23 protein-coding genes and 1 pseudogene are annotated in these 24,242 nt (G+C 37.4%); 10 read left to right on the top strand and 14 right to left on the bottom strand.

The window, feature by feature from the left end; all coding sequences use genetic code 11:
* Window positions 1–2: 2 nt before the first annotated feature.
* From ABD676_RS16725 to ABD676_RS16710, 4 genes are all read right to left on the bottom strand, one after another.
* Complete coding sequence (locus tag ABD676_RS16725) at window positions 3–1,469, bottom strand: DUF3945 domain-containing protein (protein ID WP_344675871.1); 1,467 nt, start codon at window positions 1,467–1,469, stop codon at window positions 3–5.
* Between the two features lie 99 nt (window positions 1,470–1,568).
* Window positions 1,569–1,859, bottom strand: coding sequence for a helix-turn-helix domain-containing protein (locus tag ABD676_RS16720; protein WP_078798963.1), 291 nt, complete (start codon window positions 1,857–1,859; stop codon window positions 1,569–1,571).
* Between the two features lie 25 nt (window positions 1,860–1,884).
* A complete protein-coding gene (locus tag ABD676_RS16715) occupies window positions 1,885–2,238 on the bottom strand; it encodes a helix-turn-helix domain-containing protein (protein ID WP_078798962.1) in 354 nt (117 codons plus the stop codon).
* A gap of 252 nt (window positions 2,239–2,490) precedes the next feature.
* The gene (locus tag ABD676_RS16710; RefSeq protein WP_160813741.1) at window positions 2,491–3,336 is read right to left on the bottom strand and encodes an RteC domain-containing protein; all 846 of its coding nucleotides are present in this window, start codon (window positions 3,334–3,336) and stop codon (window positions 2,491–2,493) included.
* A gap of 381 nt (window positions 3,337–3,717) precedes the next feature.
* On the opposite strand from ABD676_RS16710, the gene ABD676_RS16705 reads away from it, so the two are divergent.
* The 3 genes from ABD676_RS16705 (at window position 3,718) to ABD676_RS16695 (ending at window position 6,030) form a co-directional block, all read left to right on the top strand.
* Complete coding sequence (locus ABD676_RS16705) at window positions 3,718–4,089, top strand: ArsR/SmtB family transcription factor (protein ID WP_312715737.1); 372 nt, start codon at window positions 3,718–3,720, stop codon at window positions 4,087–4,089.
* A gap of 521 nt (window positions 4,090–4,610) precedes the next feature.
* A complete protein-coding gene (locus ABD676_RS16700) occupies window positions 4,611–5,681 on the top strand; it encodes a permease (RefSeq protein ID WP_344675869.1) in 1,071 nt (356 codons plus the stop codon).
* Between the two features lie 10 nt (window positions 5,682–5,691).
* A complete protein-coding gene (locus ABD676_RS16695; RefSeq protein WP_150544843.1) occupies window positions 5,692–6,030 on the top strand; it encodes a hypothetical protein in 339 nt (112 codons plus the stop codon).
* A 171-nt stretch (window positions 6,031–6,201) separates the two neighbouring features.
* On the opposite strand, the gene ABD676_RS16690 is transcribed toward ABD676_RS16695, so the two are convergent.
* Window positions 6,202–6,849, bottom strand: coding sequence for an NAD(P)-dependent oxidoreductase (locus ABD676_RS16690; protein ID WP_344675868.1), 648 nt, complete (start codon window positions 6,847–6,849; stop codon window positions 6,202–6,204).
* Window positions 6,850–6,978: 129 nt separating this feature from the next.
* Between ABD676_RS16690 and ABD676_RS16685 the strand changes: the two genes are divergently transcribed.
* A complete protein-coding gene (locus ABD676_RS16685; protein ID WP_344675867.1) occupies window positions 6,979–7,353 on the top strand; it encodes a winged helix-turn-helix transcriptional regulator in 375 nt (124 codons plus the stop codon).
* 114 nt (window positions 7,354–7,467) lie between these two features.
* Here the strand turns inward: ABD676_RS16685 and xerA are convergent, their stop codons facing one another.
* Entirely contained in the window at window positions 7,468–8,511 is a 1,044-nt protein-coding gene (gene xerA / locus ABD676_RS16680) for a site-specific tyrosine recombinase/integron integrase (protein ID WP_312715751.1), read from the bottom strand.
* A gap of 191 nt (window positions 8,512–8,702) precedes the next feature.
* On the bottom strand, window positions 8,703–8,930 hold the full coding sequence (locus tag ABD676_RS16675) for a helix-turn-helix domain-containing protein (protein WP_312715753.1): 228 nt from the start codon (window positions 8,928–8,930) through the stop codon (window positions 8,703–8,705).
* Window positions 8,931–9,615: 685 nt separating this feature from the next.
* On the opposite strand from ABD676_RS16675, the pseudogene ABD676_RS16670 reads away from it, so the two are divergent.
* The 5 genes and pseudogenes from ABD676_RS16670 to ABD676_RS16650 all read left to right on the top strand — a co-directional run.
* Window positions 9,616–9,903: pseudogene (locus ABD676_RS16670) on the top strand (arsenic resistance protein); the annotation flags it as partial.
* A gap of 87 nt (window positions 9,904–9,990) precedes the next feature.
* The gene (locus ABD676_RS16665; protein WP_003002379.1) at window positions 9,991–10,407 is read left to right on the top strand and encodes a bleomycin resistance protein; all 417 of its coding nucleotides are present in this window, start codon (window positions 9,991–9,993) and stop codon (window positions 10,405–10,407) included.
* Window positions 10,408–10,489: 82 nt separating this feature from the next.
* Complete coding sequence (locus ABD676_RS16660) at window positions 10,490–10,855, top strand: ArsR/SmtB family transcription factor (protein ID WP_003002377.1); 366 nt, start codon at window positions 10,490–10,492, stop codon at window positions 10,853–10,855.
* Window positions 10,856–10,860: 5 nt separating this feature from the next.
* A complete protein-coding gene (gene merTP / locus ABD676_RS16655) occupies window positions 10,861–11,463 on the top strand; it encodes a mercuric transport protein MerTP (protein ID WP_003002375.1) in 603 nt (200 codons plus the stop codon).
* Entirely contained in the window at window positions 11,463–11,672 is a 210-nt protein-coding gene (locus ABD676_RS16650) for a GDCCVxC domain-containing (seleno)protein (RefSeq protein WP_078704224.1), read from the top strand. The genes merTP and ABD676_RS16650 overlap by 1 nt, the downstream gene beginning before the upstream one ends.
* 92 nt (window positions 11,673–11,764) lie before the next feature.
* Here the strand turns inward: ABD676_RS16650 and ABD676_RS16645 are convergent, their stop codons facing one another.
* From ABD676_RS16645 to ABD676_RS16620, 6 genes are all read right to left on the bottom strand, one after another.
* Window positions 11,765–12,646: an ORF6N domain-containing protein gene (locus tag ABD676_RS16645; RefSeq protein ID WP_162031335.1), complete on the bottom strand. Its 882-nt coding sequence runs from the start codon at window positions 12,644–12,646 to the stop codon at window positions 11,765–11,767.
* The gene (locus tag ABD676_RS16640; RefSeq protein WP_312994849.1) at window positions 12,636–14,729 is read right to left on the bottom strand and encodes a type IA DNA topoisomerase; all 2,094 of its coding nucleotides are present in this window, start codon (window positions 14,727–14,729) and stop codon (window positions 12,636–12,638) included. Before ABD676_RS16640 ends, ABD676_RS16645 begins: the two co-directional genes overlap by 11 nt.
* A gap of 6 nt (window positions 14,730–14,735) precedes the next feature.
* Complete coding sequence (locus ABD676_RS16635) at window positions 14,736–16,196, bottom strand: DUF3945 domain-containing protein (protein ID WP_312994851.1); 1,461 nt, start codon at window positions 16,194–16,196, stop codon at window positions 14,736–14,738.
* A gap of 85 nt (window positions 16,197–16,281) precedes the next feature.
* On the bottom strand, window positions 16,282–16,557 hold the full coding sequence (locus tag ABD676_RS16630) for a helix-turn-helix domain-containing protein (protein WP_425565303.1): 276 nt from the start codon (window positions 16,555–16,557) through the stop codon (window positions 16,282–16,284).
* Window positions 16,558–16,602: 45 nt separating this feature from the next.
* A complete protein-coding gene (locus tag ABD676_RS16625; RefSeq protein ID WP_013632656.1) occupies window positions 16,603–16,956 on the bottom strand; it encodes a helix-turn-helix domain-containing protein in 354 nt (117 codons plus the stop codon).
* A 248-nt stretch (window positions 16,957–17,204) separates the two neighbouring features.
* A complete protein-coding gene (locus ABD676_RS16620) occupies window positions 17,205–18,050 on the bottom strand; it encodes an RteC domain-containing protein (protein ID WP_312716352.1) in 846 nt (281 codons plus the stop codon).
* A 401-nt stretch (window positions 18,051–18,451) separates the two neighbouring features.
* On the opposite strand from ABD676_RS16620, the gene ABD676_RS16615 reads away from it, so the two are divergent.
* Window positions 18,452–19,858, top strand: a complete 1,407-nt coding sequence (locus tag ABD676_RS16615) for a TolC family protein (protein WP_344675866.1) — start codon at window positions 18,452–18,454, stop codon at window positions 19,856–19,858.
* A 221-nt stretch (window positions 19,859–20,079) separates the two neighbouring features.
* Here the strand turns inward: ABD676_RS16615 and ABD676_RS16610 are convergent, their stop codons facing one another.
* Entirely contained in the window at window positions 20,080–22,932 is a 2,853-nt protein-coding gene (locus ABD676_RS16610; protein WP_344675865.1) for a hypothetical protein, read from the bottom strand.
* Between the last annotated feature and the right edge of the window lie 1,310 nt (window positions 22,933–24,242).

Here is a 24,242-nt window from a genome sequence, read left to right as displayed (position 1 = left end):
CTTTAAGATATTTTTTTGCCTCTGGTTTTTGCTGGAGCTTTGGGCTTTTCCTGTTGTTCCTGCTGTTGTTTATTTTTCGGTGTTTGTTGACCAGACTTCAAAGGCTCTTTGATGTTCTTGGTGGCCTCATTGGTTTTACCTTCCGAATTGACAGCAGTTTGCGTTTTATGGGCTTCGGTCGGTTTTATCCTTTCCTTATATTGATTTGGAAATTCAAAATTGGTTTTTCCATTTTCTTTATTGAAAGTGATATAACCTTGATATGGTTGCCCTTTTTTATCTTTCAATCCATCAATGTAGATGGTTTGACCGGCTTTGAAATCCTTATGTTGATCATCGGTCAATTCTTTACCTCTGAATGTTTTTGGAGCTTCCTGCGGCTGGCTTTGCTGATTGTTTTGAGTTTGACCGTTGCTTTGAGTTTGCCTGTTGGAATTATTGCGGTCAAACAGGAACTCCACATAACGTTTGTCTGCATTGAATTGGACCGTTGCCGAGAACTCCGTTCCTTTCGTGGAAATCATACCGTCTAACTTTAGCGGTTTACCCTCCATTAAAGTTTGTTTTTGCTCATCGTTCAGTTTTACACCTTTAATTTCATCGGGAATTTTTATGAAATCCGTCCGTAAGGCAATTACATCATTGGTTAGCCTGTCTATGCTGATAATGGATGGCATCAGTTCGCCCGTTTTGGAATTGGTCAGGTTAACCACACGCCCCATATTACCTGTTTCGAGCAGGTTCTTTTTGTCCTCATCGGTAAACTTGTGTCCGAAAAACTCAAAATGCAGGTTGGGTTCTTTTTTGATACCGTGCATTGCTACGATAACATTTCCATCTTCGGCTTGCTGTAAAGACAATCGGGCATCTGTGCGAAGAACAGAACCTCCGAAGTTAACGCCTATCGGCAAAAGTTCATTGGTTTTGTAACCTCGTAACAAAGGGTCAAGCAGGTTTCTTTTTTCAAGGTATTCCTTGCTTAATCCGAGGTTTTTCATTGTGTCCCAATCAATCTGCTCCGGTTTGTAGCGGTACTCGCTGGCTTGCTGTGTTGTTTGTGTTGTTGCCATATTATTTTGATTTTCTTGTTTCTTATCCTGTTGCGGCTCTATTTTTACTTCGTGTTCTTTCATCACTTTTTCGCCTTCTGGAGTGGGCTTATTTACCTGCTTTTGCATTTCCTGTGCTTTTTCGACTGCAATAGGTGCAGGCACTTTGAAGAATGAAAAATTGGTAGGGTTCTTTAATTGGCTGAAAAAATTGGAGAAGAAGTTGGAAAAAAAGTCGCCGCTTTTATCCACACGCATAAACTGGTTTTGGTTTTTCTTCGTGGGGTCAACGGTTTCCATTTTTCCGTTCTCGTCAATACTCTTTACGGCTTGGATTTTCATTTTTTCTTTATCCAGCACCAATAATATGTCCGATAATTGTTCGGGCATTTCCTGTTTGTTTGTGATTTCTTCGCTCATATTTTGAAAGTTTTAAAAATTCACTGCCGAATGTAAATGAAGCGTTGGCTGTATTGCTCAATTTGGCACTCAAAGGCAGCCTTTGTCTTTCATTGGCGTTCATTTTGAGGGAGGGTTAAAACTCTCTCTTATGAACTGATGTACATCAGATAGCTTGTAATACAATTTTCCACTTATCGTATAATAAGGTAGTTTGCCAATGGAGCGATACCGTTGCAGAGAGCGGTTGCTTATTTTCAGCATTTGAAGCAAATCCTGATTATCGAGCAGTTCCTCGCCATCTATACTGTTGCGTTTCTTTTGCAACTCGTCTATATTATCGCCCAGTATATCAAGGCGACCCATTAAGCGTTCCATCCACGCCAAAAATTCCATTCTGTCAATATTCATAGGAATATACTTTAAGGGTTCATACCTATTTTTTGTCTGCCTTTAGCTTTCTGCCTTTTTCGATATAGCTTTTGCCTTTTGCCATAAGCTCCTGCACAAATTCATCACTGCTCTGTATGGCATTGGCATTGAGCATATCCTTAATTGCTCCTATGGTGTAGAAATACTGACCGTAGATTTTTGAATAAGCAATCTCGCCTTTGGTGCGCATGCGCCATAAGGTCTTTTCGCTGATATGCAGGTATTGGCATACCTCGTGGTTATTGACCCACAGGTCATCATAGCTTCTATCATCCAATCTTTTCAGGTAGTCGGCAATGGCATTGATACGGCTGTTTAGCTGTTGCCACGCTTCTTCTTCAATGGTTATTATTTTCATTGCACAGCTTTTTAAAGTTCGCTATGCAAAATTGTGAAAGGTGGCAGTGTTTGTCTGCCAAGCCTTGCCAATTGGTTTGGCGGTTTTTTGAAAATTTTTACAATTAGTGAAAACCCTTGTTTAATAAGGATTTTAGGGGATTTTGGATATTTTGTAATGAAGTTTTGAGAGCATTTGCCAATTGGCAGATATGGGCAAAGAAAAAGCAGTACATTTTGTGTACTGCTCTGGACATACCGTTTTTTAATGTAGCTAAAGGTCTTTATCCATATATTCTTCGAGGGATATTTTGAGCTGGTCTAAAAATGCCGTTCGGGAACCTGCCCTTGTTTTCATTCGGTGGAAAGAGTGATGTATATCGTTTAAGGGAGTTCGGAATAGCACTTGAAAAATCAAAGCTAATTTTCGGATGCCGATTTTTCCGTGTGCAATGGAATTAGAAGCATAAAGAGCATATATCAGTTCGATAAGTGCATTTTGAGAATTTGTCCACGAAATATCCTTGTTTGCTTCTCCATTTAATAAAATCAAATCTGGATTTTCTTCGGGGCTGATTTTAGTAAGCATATAAGTATAAAGTAATTCATTCGCTATAATGTGGGCTATTTTGTTATCAAAATATGTTGAAAAGCTAAGGTCAATTTCAAATACACCACTCTTTAATCCATCGTGGTAATTGATTTGTCCGAGCCTGAAATAAGTATGGTCACGGTCTATTCTGCCTGCACGGTAGTATCTGTAAAAATCCTCATTGCAAATAGTTTCTTTATATTGTAATTTGAGGGTTTTTAATAGGTTCTCATAATAGCTTTGGTGTATTTTGCCATTGCTCACAGGGCAGGTAGTTTCGATGCGGAAGACTTTATTATAGTAAATGAGCTTCCCTAAGATTTGTGGTTTAATGTTCTTGAAAAAGTCAATTTCTTGCTGTTCATTTGTAAATCCATCCTGTACGACTTGGGCTTTTATATTGAACAACATTTCCTTTAGGAACAGGGTCATTTGATAAGCCTCTTCCGCCGTTGGCATCTTTTGAGAAGAAAATTTATCTTCCTGATGATGAATTTGCGCTAATATCTTATTCAACACGATTTCCATAGCATAGTCGTTTAGAAGTTCTCACAATTTGTTTCGGAGCTGCATCTATTGTTGATATGCCAAAATTTGGGAATAATATTGAAACCAATATCACAGAATACCCCCAGTGGGGAGATTTTATTGATATTTCAGTAGAAAGGAAAGGGCGAAAAAATGGGTAAAGCACTAATGTACTCTACCCATTTTTTATTACATTTGCATTAATGATTTACAAGGTAATCAAGTGAAAGCAAGTGCAGTAAGCACCATTACTAAATCGTTACCGATAGAGTTCTCCACTCTTGTAAACTACTCTTTATTAGCCGATTTAGGCTTTATTAATCTTTTTTAGATAAAAACTAATAAATTAAAAAGTTTTTATATATTTGCATCGCTTTCTATATGCGCATTAACGCATATGTTTATTGTATTGAAAAGATGGATGAATGCATTAAAGTATTTAAAGCCTTATCGGATACCAAAAGATTAAAAATCATTTGGTTGCTTACAAATATTGATGAAAAAGTTTGTGTTTCAGAAATTGTTGAGGTACTGGATGAGTACCAGTATAATGTATCTCGACATTTAAAAATATTAAAGGAGGCGAATTTAATTTCGGATGTGGGAGATGGTAAATGGGTTTATTATAATTTAACTCCAATTACCAGTGAATTTAGGCACTTGGTTCAAGAAGCTATAAAAGCAATGCCTACCGCACAAATGAAAAAGGAAATAAATAAATGTAAATCACTACTGGCTAAGCGTGATAATTAAAGAGAATAATCAACATATTTCTTAGCCATTGGGAAAAATATGTAATTGAATTTTACGAACATAACATATGTGGATAAATGCATATGTATTACTAATATTTGGAATGAATATTATGAATGAAAAAAAATATAATGGATTTTGGTAATTGTTTTAAGAGGTTGTACGAGTAATAAGGATAGAACACATAAAAAACCAAAATTAAATTGTTACTAACTAAGCATATGAATTCAAGAATGAACGAACTAATCATTTTTATAGGGATGGGAAAATAAGCAAAAGGTTTTTTTTTACCACAACATATGTAGATAAGCGCATGTGTATTACTAATATTTAAAATAAATATCATGACAAAAAAATAAGAAAATGGATTAAATTAATTTTTTCAAAAAAACTTGAAAGAAGGATTTAAAGTGTAAATGAATAAGTAGATGATTATCAGATAGACGTGATAATTATAAATAGAATTAGTTGATTAAAAAATAAATAGGAATAGTTTTTTTACAAATTTAAGAATAAATATCATGAACGAAAAATTAAGTTTAGCATTAGATGAGTTTTTACATGTAGGTGTAGGTTTAGTAATTATTATTGCATTGGTATCGGTTGTTACTGGTTTAATAAGAGCCTTTGTTCCACAAGAGAAACTTCAGAAGAGATTATCAAAAACAGGTAAGTTTGGTGGCTTAATGGGGGCATTGCTAGGTCTTCCCACACCATTTTGTAGTGCCTCTATGGTTCCAGTATCAATGGGGATGGTAGAGATGGGAGCACCATTTGCTATGGTTTTTTCTTTTTTACTTTCAGCGCCATTGGCAAATTTTGTTGTGGTAGGTTTTATTTTTGGTGTTTTTGGGTGGAAAGTTGCATTGGTTTACTTTCTCATTGTTTTTATCGGTTCGGTTTTATTCGGAACTCTTTTTGGAAAAACATCGATTAAGAATGAAGTTAAAAGAATCAACCTAGATTCCAAAGACACTAATGTTGAAGATTCATCTCAACAGGTTGTAAGTTGTGGAACTTCATCAAATAATAATTCATCTCAACAAGTTGCAAGTTGCGGTACTTCATCAAATAATAATTCATCTCAACAAGTTGCAAGTTGCGGTACTTCATCAAATAATAATTCATCTCAACAAGTTGCAAGTTGCGGTACTTCATCAAATAGCGTATGTGGTGAATCTAATCCGAAATTGAATGAGGCATTTTCGTTTGGTTGGGCATTGTTCAAACGTATACTTCCATATGTTTTAATTGGGGCGGTTATAAGTGCTGCTTTAGTAGCATTTGTGCCAGATACTTGGATTCAAAAATATCTAGGAAATGATAGTCCACTTGCTATCCCTATTGCGGCAGGAATTGGTGTTCCTCTATATCTGCGAATTGAGATGGCTATTCCTATATTAAAAGCACTTATTGTGAAAGGTATGAGTATGGGCGCGGCAATTGCTTTAATAATTGGCGGAACGGGTGCTAGTTTACCTGAAATAGCACTCATCTCTTCAATGTTAAAACCAAAAGCAATAATGGCATTTATTCTTTCGGTTATGACAATGGCGATTGTTGGAGGTTTTATCTTTTACTTTTTCTTTTAAAGTGAAATTTATGAGATCTTTTAAAAATATTATTAACTTCCTTTTCAAAGCTTGTCCTTATTCTTTTATAGGAAGAAAATGTTTTGACGCAGTTAAGGGAAAGACTAGATCACATACCAATAAAAACTTGAATGACAGAATTCTGTCATTCAAGTTAGGTATAAAAACAGGACGTAATATTATATTGATTGGAGTATTTTGCCCTATTCTTTGGTATTCAATTTTATCAGGAGCAAATAAAAAGTTTATAGAACTTAATTTAATACACTCTGCAATTATTGTAGGTTTAGGTCTTTTAGTTATGCTTGTTAATTATATCGCATTATTCAATTATCGAAGAACAATCTAAAAGTGTTCGTTTTGCTTGTGTATAACGGTCTTGTATATGAAAAGTAGCGGATTTTTATGCACTAACTTTTCGGTTTATTACTGACGATAAATTTACAAAACCAACTTTAAAGAAAGCACCTAAACCGCTGTTTTTTATATACGTTGTTGGTGGTAGTTTTTATTATTCAATTTAAGATATAGTAACTATCTTCTTAACAAATTGATTGCCTTTTAAATTTGTAACGATAAAATTTGCAACGGTCTTTCTGGCTACCAATAAGCCAAAGGTCTTTGAATCTGTCGAAATGTTAGCTTTTTTATTTTTTTGAGAGTCACTTAATCCCACAGGTCTAATTATCATCCAATCTACATCTGATTTTACAAGTATATTTTCCTGTCTCTCGTGGTCTTCATAACCATATTTGACATTACTGTTATTAATTAGCCATTTAAACCACATTGGTAGGTCATTTTTAGATTCATTTGCTCCCCAAGCTGATATGGTTATTATTTTTTGAATGTCGTTTTTTTCACCCAAGTCCACTAAAATTTTCATCGTGTCAGAAAGCAATGTTTTAGGGGTACGAAGTTTAGCCCAAGGAAAGTCGCTTTTCCTTGAAATATTTAATGCAGTTATTACTACATCAACACTCTTCATTGCTTTATTTAGGTCTATTGAATTAGTAACATCTCCCTTTACAACTGTTAGGTGTTCTGAATTTAGTTTCAATTTATCGGGGTTCCTGACAAGAGCTGTAGTCTCAATTTTTTCATCTATTAATCTTTTTAGTATTTCACTTCCCAATCTTCCTGTTGCGCCTAATAATAGTACATTCATTTTAGATATATTTTTTATATTAACTTACTTTAAGTAAGCAAAAATACTTAATTTTATCGATGAAATAAAGAGCTTACCAAATGGTAAGCTAATTACAAAAAAGTTATAAACACTGATTTACAGTAAGTTATGGATGAAAAAATGTTAAACAAATATTCGGATATCGAGAATTGTCCTATACGTAATGTGCTAAACCATATTGGGAACAAATGGTCTATGTTGGTTTTATCTATTTTAGATGAAGAAGGATTGCTTCGTTTTAATGAGATTCATAAAGCCATTGGCTCGATTTCTCAAAAGATGCTTTCAACAACATTAAAAAGGCTTGAATCAGATGGATTAGTGAAGCGTAAGGTTCATCCGGTTATTCCTCCGCGTGTCGAATATGAACTAACAAAAAGAGGTAAAAGTTTGATTCCTCATATTAAAAATCTTGTTGGATGGGCTGTCGAAAATTTTAATGATATCAAAGATTCAAGGTTGAAATTTGAGAGACTGTCTTAAATTACCACCAACTAGTATATAGGCGAAACAAACCTTCGTGTATACACCTAAAAAAAGGTAGATTAGCGAAGGTTTATATCGCATTATTTCCATCTCAAATATATCGCTTTTTTCTTATAAGTCATCAAACGGACTTTTAATTTGTTGGATATTTTTTGTGCTCACATGTGTGTAAATTTCGGTTGTCTTGCTACTTTTGTGTCCTAATAACTCTTGAATGTACCGTAAATCGGTACCGCTCTCTAATAAATGGGTTGCAAAACTGTGTCTTAACCAATGTAAAGTTACTGGTTTTGTAATTCCAGCCTTTTGCAAAGCATGTTTCAGTATAAGTTGCAAGCTACGTGCATCATAAGGTTGTCCTTTTATTTGTCCTTCAAATAAGTATGTAGTTGGTTTGTATACTTTATAATACTCTCGTAACATTTCTAAAATTTTTCTAGACAAAGGAGCTATACGGTCTTTTTTACCTTTAGCGTTTTTTATTAAAACCAAATTTCTTTTAGAGTCGATATGAAATGGTTGTAAAGCCAATAATTCGCCACAACGTAAACCGCAACTGTAAATAAGGGAAAGGATTGTTTTGTGCTTGATGTTGCTGTGAGCGTTTAAAATAGCTTTCACTTCTTCTTTGCTTAAAACATTTGGTAGTTTTTTTTCTCTTCTTGGACGATGAATTTTATCAATCTCAATTTTAGTTTCTAATATCGTACGGAAAAATAATTTAATGGCGTTCACAATTTGATTTTGATACGATGAGGAAAGGTTGTTTTTTAAAATATACTCGTTGTTATAAATAATCACATCTTCATTTGTAATTTCACAAATTGCTTTATCTCTATAAAATACCAGAAATGATTTTAGGGCTTCGCTGTAGGTATTAATGGTGTTTTCGCTATATCGTTTAGAACGTAGCCATTGCTTAAAACGGGCTATTTGCACCAACCCCTCATCTGAGGGTAAGCGTAACGATTGTAAAGGGATTTTAAATAAAATTCTGTTTTCTTCCGTATCTGGTAGGTGCCAAGCTTTTAGAGATTGGCTCCATCGGGCATCTTCAAGTTTTTTAATGCGAGCAATCAAATCTGCATCTTTTTCAAAATACACGCCGATACGTTTTTCTTCTTTATGTATTATGGGTTTTGCAGACCATTTCATAATAAAAGTTATTTACTTTAAAAGTAACTCTTTTTTGTGTTATCTCGTTTAAATTGAATGCTTTATTTTATGGGTTCAATTTTTATAACTTCGCTTTTTATAACTTTAGTTCCTGCTTCGTTAAATGTTTGTTCCACCGTTACTTTTATTTTATCGTATTCCGGAGTAGGAAATTTCATAAACCTTTATAGTTATTTTTCTTTTAAAAAGAACTCAATATCTGTTTCAAGAGCATCACATATTTTCAGTAGAGTCGAAAAATAAAAATCTTCTTTTCCATTTTCCATATCACTGATTTTAGCGCGATCAGTTTTTGGGATTCTATCAGCTAATTGTTGTTGTGTTAGTCGCTTTTCTAGTCTTTTATTTCTTATTAGCTGCCCAATTTTTTCAAAGCTTTTGGTAAAATTATTTTCCATTAAAAATTATTTGTGGTTTTATTGCCACATTTAAAAAATATTTATATATTTGTAATAGCGAATTGATAATTAGCCTTTCATGGGCAATTAAAACGATGATTTCTCGTTCCGTAAAGTCCTAAAATTGCAGACGAGAGTATCGTGAAATCGCTCCATGTCTAAAAAGTTTCTTACTTTTGCATACGGCATGCGAGCGGTTTTCACGTAAGCTTTCAATTGCAAACAATTTATTTGTAAGGGTCGTAGGACACCCACGGATTGAAAGTGTGAAACCGCTCCTTGCTTTTTCTGCAAAGAATTCTTTACACTCCCGAAACATCGTTCCATAACCACATAAAATATTATTTATGAGAACGAAATTTGTACATACCGCCATAACCCATCCGCCTTAATGCGGTGCTAAACCATTTCCTTTTTGTTGCTCCTGCACCAAAAAGTATATACAGCAATAGGCTTACCGTATGGTAGTCCTATAATAGTCTGCTATACACAAAAGCCACCGCCGTATATACAGTACCTCATTGCTTTGGCACTATATAAATAGGGCATTTTAACTTTTTTACTCGCACTTTAAAAGTATTGCCTTTATTTCTATTTTCCAAATCAAATGTTAAAATAATTAGGTACATAGCAGGAGCTTCAAAAAGGTTTTAAAAAATAATATACGTATGGCTATAATGAAGTAATGGATGTAGTAAAAGTAGCCATACCGTTAATCATCTATTTTGTACTAATGTTTTTTGTCAGCTTCTTTATCAATAAATCTTTAAACGTTCCTTACGACAAAAACGCATCCATCGCATTTACAGCCACAGGAAACAACTTTGAATTGGCAATAGCGGTAGCAATAGCCGTTTTCGGTATTCATTCCCCACAAGCGTTTGTAGGCGTTATAGGACCGTTGGTAGAAGTTCCGGTACTAATTCTATTAGTACGTGCAAGTTTATGGTTAAAGAAGAAGTATTACAGTTAGAAACAAGCAAAAGTTATGAAATGGCAATATGATTTCAACAGATGTACAAAAAATATAAGGTTCAATAATTAAAATAATATCGCGAAAATGATAAAACTAATAAAGACCATACCTGCATTTCCTGTTCGGGATATTGAAAAAGCAGTTGCCTTTTATAAAGCCCGATTGGGCTTTGATTGCAGACATATGGAAGAAACCTTTGCAATATTAATTAGGAATGGTATAGACTTACATTTATGGGCTTCCTGTAATTATAGCTGGAAATGGAAAAGTATTTTTTTATTTCTCAAACCGATTAGTAGCGGAGCGGAAAGTTTTTTGGCAGGTACACACAGTTGCCGGATTGAAATAAAAGGCATTGACGAACTGTATAAAGAACTAAAAGAAAAGGAAGTATTACACAATGAAAAAACCGAAATAGAAACCACTTACTACGACACAAGAGAATTTGCAACTTTGGACTTATACGGAAATTTACTAACCTTTTACGAAAATATACAGTAGGAACAAACAGTTCAACCAAGCCGGTTTTAACTTTTTGTATTTTAGCAATTGCTTAAATAAGCAAATTAACTATATTTGCAACATGGATAGTACTTCTTGTATAAGACAACAGGCGGACATTAAACAAATCAATCGCTGTAAAGAACGAGTTTCAGAACTTCACGGTTCGTTTGACTATTTGTCGAATGGACTTGAATTGGCGGGAAACAATGTAAGACTGAAAATCCTGTTTCTGATTTATGAAGAAAAACGACTATGTGTTTGTGATTTAAGCGATATTCTCGGTATGACAATTTCTGCAATTTCTCAACATTTACGAAAGCTCAAAGACCGTAGACTAATTGAAACGGAAAGAAAAGCACAAACTATTTTTTATTCATTGACAAAAGAGTATGAAAAAATGTTGACCCCATTTTTTGAAATACTTGATGATAATAAAATTTTATAAACTATATGAAAACGGACAACAAACTAATCGGCACTGGACTTTTTACAGCAATTGCTGCGTCATTATGTTGCATTACGCCTGTTTTAGCTCTAATAGCAGGGACAAGCGGGATTGCTTCAACCTTTTCTTGGCTCGAACCTTTCCGACCATATTTTATTGGCTTGACAATTTTAGTGCTTGGTTTTGCTTGGTTTCAAAAGTTGAAACCCAAAAAGCAAATTGACTGTGAATGTGAAATAAATGAAAAACCGAATTTTATGCAAACAAAATCATTTTTAGGAATTATTACTGTTATGGCGGCTTTACTTTTGTCATTTCCCCTTTATGCCCACATCTTTTTTCCAAAGACCGAAAGTAAAGCAATTATTACCCAAACTTCCAAAATCCAGAAAGTTGAGTTTACAATCAAAGGGATGACTTGTTCAGGTTGTGAACATCATATTAAAACAGAGATTAGCAAACTAAAAGGAATTATCGAAGTTGTCGTTTCCTATGAGAAAGGCAACGCTATTGTTAAGTTTGACAACAAGCAAACAAGTATTGCCGAAATCGAAAAAGCTATCAATTCGACAGGTTATAAATCACTAAAAAGTAAAGTTATATCATAATGGAAATTAAATTAAAATCAATAATAACTTGCCCAAACTGTGGACACAAAAAAGAGGAAACAATGCCAACAGATGCTTGCCAGTATTTTTATGAATGTGAAAATTGCAAAACAAGATTAAAACCATTACAGGGGGATTGTTGTGTGTATTGCAGTTATGGTACTGTAAAATGCCCGCCAATACAAGCAGGAAATAGCTGTTGTAAATAAGAGAAGCTTAATAATTTACTTTAGAAAGCTACTTGTCTAAATTTGTGAGTATAACCTATTTAGCGAAAAACCTCCGAATTATCAGAGGTTTTTTATTCATTATTTAAGATTTGGAGCATCCTGCCGACTTCAATATCCATTCTTGAAAACGCAAACCATTTTTTGCCCAGGTCTTTGAGTGATGCTCCTATATGGTAGAGTTCTGCATTATCAATAATCAAAAATCGGTCGTGGGCATCGGAGAAAACCTCAATAGTTACTGGAGGATATTGGCTATTGTAGCGTTGTAAGTCTAACCGTAACTGATTGCTGATGCTTTTGGTAAGGATTGTAGCGGTTACATTGTTTTTACGCTTACCCAGTAAAATAAGCACCGTATCATCCACGTAATTATCAAGCAGGATAATTGAGCTTACGGCACTTCGGATAATATCGGAAACAAAGGTGTAGGCATCAAATACCTGCCCGTTGTAGAAAATGCCTTTTTCGCTGTGCAGCTTGTCGCTTTCCAAAGCCTTAAAAATCTCTTCAAATTTTTGGTCGGCTTCCAGTTGCTTTAATTCGATATTATCCAAACGATGAAACAAAGAAGCGTTGCTGATAAGCATACGCCTCATTTCTACAAAGGCTTCCATTATTTCCACACTCATTTTAACGGCTATATCAGACCGGAGTATGGCAGATGCCATTGCAACGCCCTGTTCGGTAAAAACATAGGGCAAATAACGCCTGCCACCGTAATTTAAACTTGAGGTTCCAATTTGGAACCTCAAGTTTTCAACTTCCTCTTCGGTCAGTTGAAAGCAGAATGATACAGGAAAACGCTCAATATTCCGTTTAACGGCTTTGTTCAGGTTCTTTGTTTCTACCTGATATAAGGCAGCGAGGTCGCTATCCAACATTACCTGTTTGCCCCGGATAGTATAAATCAGGTTCCTGATTTCTTTGGGTACGATTGACGGTTTATTTTCCATTGCGTTTACTGCTTTTGTTTTTCTCAAACTCAAAGGAACTTTCAGCGTTTTCTTTCAGAATGATGTAAGCATCGAATTTCTTTCCCGCTTTGCTTGTCATTCCTTTAATAAGAGAGGTTTTGCCTTTATTGACAAGGCTTGTTACATTTTCGATACTGATTTGTACACCGCAGACGGTGCGGAACTGTACCCAGTTACAAGCCTCATCAGGGCATTTCACAATCTTGTCACGGATAATAAGCTGCTGACTTTTGCATTTCGGGCAGGTCAGATTGGGTTGGTTAGTGCTTGCAATAGAGGTTTGCAGCAATTCATCAGTAATAGATTTGGCATAGGTTTCCATTTCCTTTTGGAACGTTCCGGCATCCGCTTCGTTATTTTCGATTTTCTGCAATGCCAGTTCCCATTCGGCGGTCATTGCCACATCCGCAATTTTCCGGTCTTTAACAAGCCCATACACCTGTAATCCTTTTTCTGTAGGGATTAAAGAACGTTTATCCCGTTGGATATAATTACGGGTAAACAGGGTTTCGATAATGGCGGCTCTTGTTGCAGGGGTACCGATACCGATATTTTTGAGGGCTTTGCGCTCTTCTTCGTTCTCAATTTCTTTCCCTGCGGTTTCCATAGCCGACAAAAGCCCGGCTTCGGTGTAAAGCACTGGCGGTTTGGTCTGCTTTTCCAAAACGGCGGCTTCCTTTATGGCAAGTTCGTCGCCTTTATGCAGTTCAGGTAATTCCTGCACTGGCTCTTCGCCGTCATCGGTAAAACTTCCTTTTATGGAACGCCAACCCGCTTCCTGAATTTTACAGCCTTTTGCCGTAAAGTCGTAATGCAATACCTGTAATGATACATCGGTTATTTCTTTGACACAGGCTTGCGATATGGCTTCAAGCAAGCGAAGCGCAATCATATTGTAAATCTTGTTTTCGTCTGCATTAAGTACGGACGGCACTTTGTCCGTAATCAACAAACCGTGATGGTCCGTTACACGGAGGTCATTCACGATACGTTTGTTGAACCGTCCCCATTTGATTTTGGTAAGGGCTTGCTTGCAATCCTCACGATTTTGCAATGCCCGCACGAGGTTTGGAATTTCTGCCCACATATCTTCAGGGATGTATTTGCTCCCGGTACGTGGGTACGTGATAAACTTCTTTTCGTACAGGCTTTGCGCAATATTGAGCGTTGCTTCAGCAGATAATTTCAGCCTTTTGTTGGCTTCCTTTTGTAAGCCTGTCAGGTCGAAAAGCAAGGGCGGTTGTTCTGTAACGCTTTTGGTTTCTACTGATGTAAAGGTTGCCGTTGCGCCACGCTGAATAGCTTTAAGGGTATCATCAGCAAGTTGCTTTTCGTCCCATTTGGTTGCGGAAATACTTTTGAAATCAACCTGGGCTTTGTTGTGCGTTAATTGTATCTGCCAGTATTTCTTTACCGTGAAATTCTTATTGTCGAGGTAGCGTTTGCATATCAAAGCCAGTGTGGGCGTTTGTACTCTTCCGAGCGAATAAATGCCGTTTCCTGCGGCAATGCTCAATGCCTGTGTAGCATTGATGCCTACAAGCCAGTCGGCACGGCTTCTGCCTTGCGCTGCTTGATACAGCCCGTCAAATTCTTTTCCGTCTTTCAGGTTGTCGAAGCCTTGCTTTATTGCCTTTTCGGTAAGCGAACTTATCCAAAGGCGTTCAAAAGGTTTGTTGCATTTCAGGTATTCATAAATGTACCTGAAAATGAGTTCGCCCTCACGACCTGCATCGGTAGCAACGATGATGCTGTTGCTTTGCTTAAAAAGCTGCTCAATGACTTTCAGTTGCTTTAATGCGCCAGTATCGGCGGTGTACCCTTTGTCCTTTTTGACCTTGCGAACGGTCAATAAAAAGGGGTTGGGCAATATTGGCAGGGATGCTTTGTCAAATCCCGAAATCCGGTAGTCTTCGGGCATTCCCAGTCCTATCAAATGACCAAATGCCCACGTAACAAAATAGCCGCTACCTGTCAGGTAGCCGTCCTTTTTATCGGATGCTCCCACAAGTCCGGCTATTTCCCTTGCTACGCTTGGTTTTTCTGCAATGATTGTTTTCATACTGTATTACATTTTTCTGCCTTTGGATTTTGCAGGCTTGTTGTCCTGTTGTTCCTGCTGCTTTTCGTTTTTCGGTCTTTGCTGCCCGGACTTCAAAGGCTCTTGGACGTTCCTGGTCGCTTCGTTGGTTTTACCCTCCGAATTGACGGCAGTCTGCGTTTTATGGGTTTCGGCAGGTTCTACCCGTGCTTTGTACTGACCGGGAAACTCAAAATTGGTCTTTCCGGTATCTTTATCGAAAGTGATATAACCCTTATACGGTTGGTCTTTTTTATCTTTCAGTTCAACGTATATGGTTTGTCCGGCTTTGAACTTATTGTACTGCTCATCATCCAGTTCTTTGCCCCTGAAAGTTCTTGGAGCTTCCTGCGGTTGGCTTTGCTGGTTGCTTTGTTGGGTGTTCTGTTGGTTCGTTTGCGCTTGCTGATTGTTGTTGCTTCTGTCAAACAGGAACTCAACATATCGTTTGTCCGCATTGAATTGTACCGTTGCCGAAAACTCCGTTCCTTTCGTGGAAGTCATACCCTCTAAATAGAGTGGTTTACCCTCCATTAAAGTTTGTTTTTGTTCGTCATTCAGCTTTACGCCCTTAATTTCATCGGGAATTTTGATAAACTCCGTGTGTAGCGCAATCACATCATTGGTCAGCCTGTCAATGCTGATAATAGACGGCATCAGGTCGCCTGTTTTGGAGTTTACCAAATTGACGATACGCCCCATATTACCCGTTTCGAGCAGGTTTTTCTTGTCTTCGTCCGTAAACTTGTGACCGAAAAATTCAAAGTGGAGGTTAGGTTCTCTTTTGATACCGTGTATTGCCACGATAACATTGCCGTCTTCCGCTTGCTGTAAAGACAGGCGGGCATCCGTGCGGAGGATCGAGCCCCCGAGGTTGATACCTATCGGTAAAAGCTCATTGGTTTTATAACCTCGTAACAAAGGGTCGAGCAGGTTCCTTTTTTCAAGATACTCTTTGCTCAATCCGAGGTTTTTCATTGTGTCCCAATCAATCTGCTCCGGCTTGTAGCGATATTCGCTTGTTTCCGTTGTTGTTTGTGCTGTTGCCATATTATTTTGATTTTCTTGTTTTTTATCGGGTTGGGGTTCTGCTTTCACTTCGTGTTCTTTCAGCACTTTTTCGCCCTGTGGAGTGGGCTTATCTACGTGCTTTTGTAATTCCTCTGCTTTTTCAGCAGCAACCGAGGCAGGCACTTTGAAGAAAGTAAAGTTTGTAGGGTTCTTTAACTGGCTGAAAAAATTGGAAAAGAAGTTGGAAAAGAAATCACCGCTTTTATCCACACGCATAAACTGGTTTTGATTTTTCTTCGTGGGGTCAACGGTTTCCATTTTCCCGTTTTCGTCTATACTCTTTACTGCCTGGATTTTCATTTTCTCTTTATCCAGTACGAGTAAGATGTCCGAAAGCTGTTCGGGCATTTCCTGTTTATTAGTTGTTTCTTCGCTCATAATCTGAAAATTTCAAAATTTCACGATCGAATGTAAAGGAAGCCTTCACTGATTTGCTTTATGTGGCACTCAAAGGCAGCGTTTGTCACTTATTGGCATCCAGTTTAGGTAACGGAGGGTTAAAACTTTCCCTGATGAACTGATGCACATCGGATAGCTTGTAATACAGTTTTCCGCTAATGGTATAATAAGGGAGCTTACCTATGGAGCGATACCGTTGCAGGGAACGGTTACTGATTTTCAGCATTTGCAATAAATCCTGATTATCCAGTAACTCTTCGCCGTCTATGCTGTTGCGCTTCTTTTGTAAATCGTCTATGTGGTTGCCAAGAATGTCCAGCCTGTCCATTATGCGTTCCATCCACGCCACAAATTCCATTTTGTCGATATTCATACGGGTACGCTTTTAATGATTACCTGATTTCAGCTTTCTGCCTTTCTCGATATAGCTTTTGCCTTTCGCCATAAGCTGCTCCACATATTCATCGGTCGTCTGCACGGCGTTAGCGTTGAGCATTTCCTTGATAGCACCAATCGTATAGTAATACTGCCCGTACATTTTTGAAAAAGCTATCTGCCCGTTGGTGCGCATACGCCACAACGTTTTTTCGCTGATGTGGAGATACTGGCAGACTTCGTGGTTGTTGAGCCATAAGCTATCGTAGCTTGTATCTTCCAGTTTGAGGATATATTCGCTAATGGCTTTCAACCGCTCATTGAGGTGCTTCCACACTTCTTCGTCAACTGTTATAATATTCATTGCACTGCTGTTTAATGTTCACAGGGCAAAATTCAGAAGTGTGGCAGTGTTTGTCTGCCAATGCTTACCCATTGGTTTGGCACTTTTTTGATTTTTTTTTGCAATGAGGAAAATCCTTGTTTAATAAGGGTTTTAGCGTGTTTCAGTTATTTTGTTGTAGCTTTTTGCCAACTTTTGCCAATTGGCAGATATGGACAAAAAAAGCAGTACACAAAATGTACTGCTTTGAAACACTTTTGCTGTTACGGCTAAAGGTCTTTATCCATATACTCTTCGAGGGAAATTTTGAGTTGGTCTAAAAACGCCGTCCGGGAGCCTGCCCTTGTTTTCATTCGGTGGAAAGAATGGTGTATATCGTTCAAGGGCGTTCGGAATAAGATTTGAAAAATCAGAGCTAATTTTCTGATGCCTATTTTACCGTATGCAATAGAATTGGAAGCATACAGGGCGTAAATCAATTCTATCAGTGCATTTTGTGAATTAGTCCACGAAATGTCTTTGCTTGCATCCCCGTTCATTAAAATGGTATCGGGATTTTTTTCAGGATTGATTTTGGTAAGCAAAAAAGTATAGAGTAATTCATTGGCTATAATGTGGGCAACTTTGTTATCGTAGTAGGTTGAAAAGCTAAGGTCAATTTCAAATACGGCACTCTTTAAACCATCGTGGTAATTGACTTTTCCGAGCCTGAAATAACTGTGGTCACGGTCTGTTCTGCCTGCACGGTAGTACCTGTAAAAATCTTCATTGGATATGCTTTCCTTATATTCGGATTTCAGGATTTTCAGTTGGTTTTCAAAATAGCTTTGATGTATTCTCCCGGTACTTACAGGACAGGTGGTTTCAATACGGAATACCTTATTGTAATAAATAAGTTTTCCTAAAATCTGCGGTTTGATATTCTTGAAAAAATTGATTTCCTGCCGTTCGTCCTTAAATCCGGTCTGCAAGACTTTCATCTTTATAGTAAACAGCATTTCCTTTAAGAATAAGGTCATTTGGTAAGCCTCATCCGCAGTTTGCATCATTTGAGAAGATAGCATATCTTCCTGACGCTGAATTTCCGATAATATTTTGTTCAACACGATTTCCATAGCTTAGTCTGTTAAAAGTTATCACTACTTGTTTCGGAACCACATTTTAATTGATATACCAAAACTTGGAAATAATATGTAAACCATTATCACATTGTGTCCCCATATTGGGAAAGATTTATTTCCAATTACGCTTTTTGATGTATATTGGAAAAGCAGAAAAAGGGTTAAGTACACTACGACTTAACCCTTTTTTTATTAAATTTGCAATAATGATTTACAAGGTAATCAGATGAAAGCGAGTGCAGTAAGCACCATTACTAAATCGTTACCGATAGCACTTTCGGTTCTTGTAAACTACTCTTTATTAGCCACTTTGGGCTATATTAATCTTTTTTTTTAAAAGAAATAAAACCAAGAAACTAAAACAAGCAGTTGTTGCTGTAGCTGTAATAGCATTTATGGGGTCTTGTGCTGTTCCAAACAAAACAAGTGAAAAGCAGTTGGATACCACTATCCAAGCAAATGCTACCGATTTAATGACAGACTCTGCACAAACCTTGGCGAATTTGCCTTGGCGAGATGTGTTTACAGATGCCAAATTAATCTCACTTATAGATTCGGCACTGAAAAATAACCACGATGTCCGCCAAACGATACATCGAATTGAATTGGCACAAGCAAATTTCAGAATGCGAAAAGCAGCTGGTCTGCCTTCTTTAGAAGCGGCGGTGGAAGCCGGACTCCGTAAGTATGGTCATTATACCGAATCCGGAATCGGTAACTACGATTCTAATTTCTCCGAAAATCTGAATGCAGATGAGAAAATCCCAGAACCTTTTATCCCCGATTATTTTGTAGGGGTGAGGTCTTCATGGGAAATTGACCTCTGGGGGAAACTTCGAAATAGGAGAGAGGCTGCATTTGCACAGTTCCTAGCCAAACACGAAACAAAGCGTCTGTTGGAAACAGAACTCGTGGCTAGTATTGCCTCTGCTTATTATGAATTAATCAGCTTGGATCAAAAGATCCAAGTCTATGAACAGAATATCAAATTGCACGAACGTGCCTTAGAAATCATCGAGGCGCAGAAGGATGCCGGTAGGGCTGACGAATTGGCGGTACAACAATTCCGTTCCATTCTCGCCGAGTCTAAAGCCAATCGGGAACTCGCCGAGCAGGATATCCTGTCCTACGAACATCAGATTAATAACTTAATCGGTCGTGTTTATCAACCCATCAGTAGAATGGATAATGTCAATGGTCAGCAAGCTCTTTTTCAAGATCTGCAAATTGGCTCCCTTTCGGAATTGCTAAATAACAGGTTGGATATTCGTCAAGCTACCTTGGAACTAAAGGCTAGTCAACATGACCTAGAAGCTTCCAGGTTGTCCTTTTTGCCTGCTATTGCTATTAGTCCCTACCTGGGGCTGCAATCGTTCAGCCTGGACAAATTGTTTACGCTCGATAAGTCTGTTACTTATGGCCTCTTTGGCGGAATTAGCATGCCAATCTTCAAACAGCGCGAATTGAAGTCACAATATGAATCCATGAAAGCGGAGTACGGTATTCATTTCTTGTCTTATGAGAAACAGGTCATGCAAGCTGTCAACGAGGTGTCTTTGGCATTAAAAACCCAAGATGCTATCGTGAAAAGGGAAGTGCATGTGCAGGCACAGACCCAGGCCTTGGAGGAAGCCATTGTTGCTGCCGAAGCCTTATTTATGGCTGGACGAGTTAATTACTTGGATATTATCACCGCGCAAAAAGGCACCATTGCCGCGCAAGTGGCGCAAGTGGATGTGCAAAAAGAAAAATTATTGAATCAAATTGTGCTTTATAAAGCATTAGGTGGAGGGTGGAAGTAAGCCTTGCTTACTTCGTTAGTTTAGGGAGGCTGTGGAATGGCCTCCCTTTTTTAGTGTAAATAAATTATGAGTTCGAAATGCAATCTATGCAACAGACGAAGCGCCTAGAATTGAACCATTCCAGGCAAGCAGCTTGCCCCGCTATTGGCCTTCAACCTCAAATCCACTGGAAATCTCATGCTTTATCTTTTGAGGATTAGTTTTAAATGTTAATGAAAAAATTATCGGTTCAGATTTATGATGGGTATATCGACTTGAATTCCCGCCTTATATTGAAATAGGTTTAAAGATCCTTTTGGCTTTTCTGTAGTTTCTGTCATGACATAATTCGCTCCAACAAAAAATACAAATGGACTGTTTTTTAGGTACTTCATGAAATTAATACCAGGGCTAATAATTTGACGAACTTTCAGCTTTTCCTCATCAATCTCCGGATCACTCTGCCATAAATATTGATTCACCAAATTGCCTAGATCCAGAACTTGAAGAAAGATTCCCTGGTTACTACCTGAAAAGGTGAAACCAACTGGGGCGGTAATCCCATAAATCCAACCATTGTTATAATCTGTTTGTGAATTTAAGACCCATTGCATCCCTGCATATGGACCGACATAACCGTTGATGCTGATGCTGAATTTGGACTCCCGCTTCATCCGATAAGAGGTCGCCGGTAATACATTGCGATCAATCGCAGCCGCCAAACTCTTCTCATCCGTACTGTTCGAAATATCCGAAAAGAAACTGGTGACTTGTTTTAATTTCGCTAAATGATGTAATCCTCTATTCTTTAAATAGTCATTGCTAACCTCCGCGGCATATTCACTGTAAATAGGAGTTCGTAGGGCTTCCATCGGATTATCCATAAAGTCAATCAAAAAACCAATCAATACTAATCTATCATAATCGTATATTTGCGTGCTATCTTTCTTCCCTCCTGAGTTCAAATCAGGATTTAATAAGTCAACTAATTTATACCAAAATTCATTTTTGGAATCTTGTATAGCCAGGTTGATAATATTTTCTTTGTCTTTTTTATTGGCTGTAGAAGCATATTTCAGAAATTTAATAGCTTTTCGTGCATCCTCAATAGTTATTGGAAAATTGTCGTTTATAGTGATTTTCCCATCCTTTATTTTAAGTTTTATTTCCTCTTTGGGCTTAAACCTTCCTTTTTTATTCAAGGTGGATATATCTTTTTCCACACCATCAGAACCCATTTCTATCAAATCAATCTTTCCAGATGTGTGAATGTTTACAGAAATACCTTGTTTGAAAACCTCTTTTTGTAAAATACCCAATAAGGTATCCAAGGCAACATCAAAGTTCTTCTGGTAAATATGTTTATAAATCGAAAGGGCAGATTTAAAATTATCGATCACACGTACTTCTTCAGGTTTAAATTCAAATGTGTTTTTAATCTGTAGGATGTTTTGATCCATAAATTCCCAGAAATTGTTCTTTTGTCCGGATTCCTGACCGCCCTGATCTTGCTTCGCTATCTTGTCAAACTGCGATAGGGTCAATAATAAACTGCTAAGGTTTTTTAGGTCCGGAAACTGACCCTTCTTTGTCTTGAAGTAACTCCCATATTTTATTTCTATCAAAGACGATAAGGTGTTTATCTCTTCTTCTGTGAGACTGGACAGTTCCTCATAACTTAGCAATCGATAAGTAGGCTTCGTATCCACATTGTCAATCATAAAGAATTCATTGGTGAGAATATACAGATTGTCGAATATCTGATTGATGTAATTTAGTTTGGAAGTATCTGGAACAGCTGGGTTCAAATGAAAGTGCTTGATGATGTCACGATACGAATACTGTTTATGAACCAATTGCAGTAATTGTTGCCCTAAGCCAACGGTTACTTTCAATTCATCTAATTTTTTCTTACTTCCAGACCAATTTCGATCGATCCAATCGCTTGCAATTAAATTAGATGGTAAATGAATGAAATCTTCCGCAAAGGCCAATCGCCATGCTGAACCAAAATCTGGACTGTTAAAATTGGTCTGTTGTATTAACATTTTATGGGTGTTGGGAAAGGCATCATATACAAATGGATTGTTGATGTCCTGCTTTAATCGATCCAAAAACCATATAACTGTCTCTTGCTTTGCTCGGTTCGCCAAGAAAATGGCCATCGCTTGAATCAAATCCGACTCCGAGGGTAAGGAAAAGGAAGACCGGCTATTCTGCTCGGCCTGCTGAATAGTACTTTGAACCTGAATAATCTGAGTCGATTTTTCTGAGGAACTCTCAAAACCTTGGGAACTGAAATCCAATAATAAGGAGGTCTTATTAGATTTTTTTATTTCGTTAAAAATAACCTTAGCATATTCTGCTATATGAGGGGCCGATTTCGTGCTAAATGAGTCAACCATCGATATTAAAGAATCTCGAGTTTTTTCATGTTTGCTAATTGTATCAGCAATGGACTTTTGTAAACTAACAACTGTATCATTCAATGTCAGACCTTTGATAGGGTGAATGTTCTGATTTTTTATATCATCTATATCTTTTTGGACAACTTTTCTTATACTATCAATTTCCGTTTTAGATTTTACTGAATCTAATCTAGCTAAAGTGAATTGATGCCCATCCAACTTTCCTTTTAAATTAGAAAGTATAGGTAACTTTTGATTTTCCTCCTTTAGTTTATTGACATTTTGCTCATGAGTAATTACCTCTTGAAGCAAATCTTTCCTATGTTTATTTGTCGAGTTAGGATTAAGTTGAAGTTTTTTTTCAACACTAGGTATATCGAAAATGTTGTTGTTAATATCCTTTTTAATAATATTGATTTTCAATGCATCATAATCCTCTATGAAATTTAATCTTAGTTTTTGGGATGATTCTTCTGTTGTTTTTGATCGCTGTGATCGGTCGAGTATACTTGTCAAGGTGTAATAAACTTGATCCATTTGATGATTCTTCAGCCCTTTGGCATTCATATATTTTGCCAATTGAAATAAATTATAAAGTGGTAATGCCGTACTGTCCTTCCGACTAGCTTGCGATTTGGCTTGAATTGCAATACATATTAAAACAATCAAAAATAGGAGCTTCTTCATCTTGCTGTTAATTAATTGGTTGGTTACTAAAGTTATAGAGATACCTTTAGGTTCACCATACCCCAATAAGGGTATTTTTCACAAATTCGCTCTGCAGAATGACTTTCTTTATCTCCTCCTTATGTTAAATGATATAAAGTAGGTTTGGTGATATTCAGTGTTTAAATTATCTGGTCTTGTATTCTGAGCTTTTCCAATTCCATCACTACTTTCTTGTTTTCGGGGCTTTAGATTTTTCTTCCTATTACTTATACCATCTCCTTGATGCCTAGCAATGCTTTTTATTGTCGAGTTATCTTGTTTTGGTTGTTTTGTAAGAATCTATTCTATTAGATTGAATCAGTTTTACGCTGTCTGCATTTTTGTTAAAAGTGATAGTCAGCCTTTCAATAATATCATATTAATGACCTGGATAATATAATGACCCCACTATAATTCATGTCCAACCCCTAATTTCCCCCGTTTTCCTTCGAATCTCCCAAGGAATTCTCTCGGATCTTCTAGGGATCTTGTTCGGATCTCGTTCGGTCTGAACCGAACGAGATCCGAAGGAGTTCCGAACGAGTTCCGAAGGAGATCCGAAGGTGTGTCGAACAGAACCCCTCGGAATCCGCCCAGAAGCACATTCCCGATAGGACGGTGACAGAAAGCAATCAGGAGTAAGGATAATGGATATTCCCTTCCCTGCAAAAGCTGCCCCTGGACAGGCTTCCGACCATATTGCGGCATATCCTGCACATTTTCGGTCCATCTGGATAAAATTATCTCCCAATAGTCTAGCGAGTTACGGCGTTACCGAGAAAAATGTTCACCCTGGGTCTTGGAAATACGGTTCCAAAGTCCCTATCTTTGCACCACTCCGCAAGGGAGGGACGGCCATACGGCCACTGAAACAAGGGAAGGAAAGGATGATCGGAAAGGCGGATTCCGCACGACGATCGACCGAGAAAAACGACCGAAAAATTATTTTAAAATAAATTTTGCGGAACCGAAAAAACCTTCTACCTTTGCAGTCCCAACTACGGGGAACGGCACAGGGCGCGACGCCCGGAGCCGCAGGAAAAATGACAGATCGGCCCCGTTTGGGGATGATATACAAGGCCGAAGCGCGAAGCGGAGGCGAGAAGTTCTTTAAGTTTTTATGATCATGTAGCGCAGCGAGTAGTCGAAAGACGAAAGCTGAAGAATGAGATTTTTATAAGTCAATTCAAATCAGATCCGGAACGGCGACAGATATTAAATAATTAATAGATACGTTTCCGTTTATTTATAAATGGTCACGATCTCACACTTCATTCTACAATGGAGAG

The sequence above is a fragment of the Sphingobacterium kyonggiense genome (assembly GCF_039536825.1).
Taxonomy (GTDB): Bacteria; Bacteroidota; Bacteroidia; order Sphingobacteriales; family Sphingobacteriaceae; genus Sphingobacterium; species Sphingobacterium kyonggiense.
Note: the sequence above shows the minus strand (reverse complement) of the source record. Positions and strands in the feature narration are given on the sequence as shown.

Coding starts and splice junctions, on each gene's coding strand:
- ABD676_RS16725 (WP_344675871.1), bottom strand. CDS start 1,469: ATGAGCGAAGAAATCACAAACAAACAGGAAATGCCCGAACAATTATCG.
- ABD676_RS16720 (WP_078798963.1), bottom strand. CDS start 1,859: ATGAATATTGACAGAATGGAATTTTTGGCGTGGATGGAACGCTTAATG.
- ABD676_RS16715 (WP_078798962.1), bottom strand. CDS start 2,238: ATGAAAATAATAACCATTGAAGAAGAAGCGTGGCAACAGCTAAACAGC.
- ABD676_RS16710 (WP_160813741.1), bottom strand. CDS start 3,336: ATGGAAATCGTGTTGAATAAGATATTAGCGCAAATTCATCATCAGGAA.
- ABD676_RS16705 (WP_312715737.1), top strand. CDS start 3,718: ATGCGCATTAACGCATATGTTTATTGTATTGAAAAGATGGATGAATGC.
- ABD676_RS16700 (WP_344675869.1), top strand. CDS start 4,611: ATGAACGAAAAATTAAGTTTAGCATTAGATGAGTTTTTACATGTAGGT.
- ABD676_RS16695 (WP_150544843.1), top strand. CDS start 5,692: ATGAGATCTTTTAAAAATATTATTAACTTCCTTTTCAAAGCTTGTCCT.
- ABD676_RS16690 (WP_344675868.1), bottom strand. CDS start 6,849: ATGAATGTACTATTATTAGGCGCAACAGGAAGATTGGGAAGTGAAATA.
- ABD676_RS16685 (WP_344675867.1), top strand. CDS start 6,979: ATGGATGAAAAAATGTTAAACAAATATTCGGATATCGAGAATTGTCCT.
- xerA (WP_312715751.1), bottom strand. CDS start 8,511: ATGAAATGGTCTGCAAAACCCATAATACATAAAGAAGAAAAACGTATC.
- ABD676_RS16675 (WP_312715753.1), bottom strand. CDS start 8,930: ATGGAAAATAATTTTACCAAAAGCTTTGAAAAAATTGGGCAGCTAATA.
- ABD676_RS16665 (WP_003002379.1), top strand. CDS start 9,991: ATGATAAAACTAATAAAGACCATACCTGCATTTCCTGTTCGGGATATT.
- ABD676_RS16660 (WP_003002377.1), top strand. CDS start 10,490: ATGGATAGTACTTCTTGTATAAGACAACAGGCGGACATTAAACAAATC.
- merTP (WP_003002375.1), top strand. CDS start 10,861: ATGAAAACGGACAACAAACTAATCGGCACTGGACTTTTTACAGCAATT.
- ABD676_RS16650 (WP_078704224.1), top strand. CDS start 11,463: ATGGAAATTAAATTAAAATCAATAATAACTTGCCCAAACTGTGGACAC.
- ABD676_RS16645 (WP_162031335.1), bottom strand. CDS start 12,646: ATGGAAAATAAACCGTCAATCGTACCCAAAGAAATCAGGAACCTGATT.
- ABD676_RS16640 (WP_312994849.1), bottom strand. CDS start 14,729: ATGAAAACAATCATTGCAGAAAAACCAAGCGTAGCAAGGGAAATAGCC.
- ABD676_RS16635 (WP_312994851.1), bottom strand. CDS start 16,196: ATGAGCGAAGAAACAACTAATAAACAGGAAATGCCCGAACAGCTTTCG.
- ABD676_RS16630 (WP_425565303.1), bottom strand. CDS start 16,557: ATGGAACGCATAATGGACAGGCTGGACATTCTTGGCAACCACATAGAC.
- ABD676_RS16625 (WP_013632656.1), bottom strand. CDS start 16,956: ATGAATATTATAACAGTTGACGAAGAAGTGTGGAAGCACCTCAATGAG.
- ABD676_RS16620 (WP_312716352.1), bottom strand. CDS start 18,050: ATGGAAATCGTGTTGAACAAAATATTATCGGAAATTCAGCGTCAGGAA.
- ABD676_RS16615 (WP_344675866.1), top strand. CDS start 18,452: ATGGGGTCTTGTGCTGTTCCAAACAAAACAAGTGAAAAGCAGTTGGAT.
- ABD676_RS16610 (WP_344675865.1), bottom strand. CDS start 22,932: ATGAAGAAGCTCCTATTTTTGATTGTTTTAATATGTATTGCAATTCAA.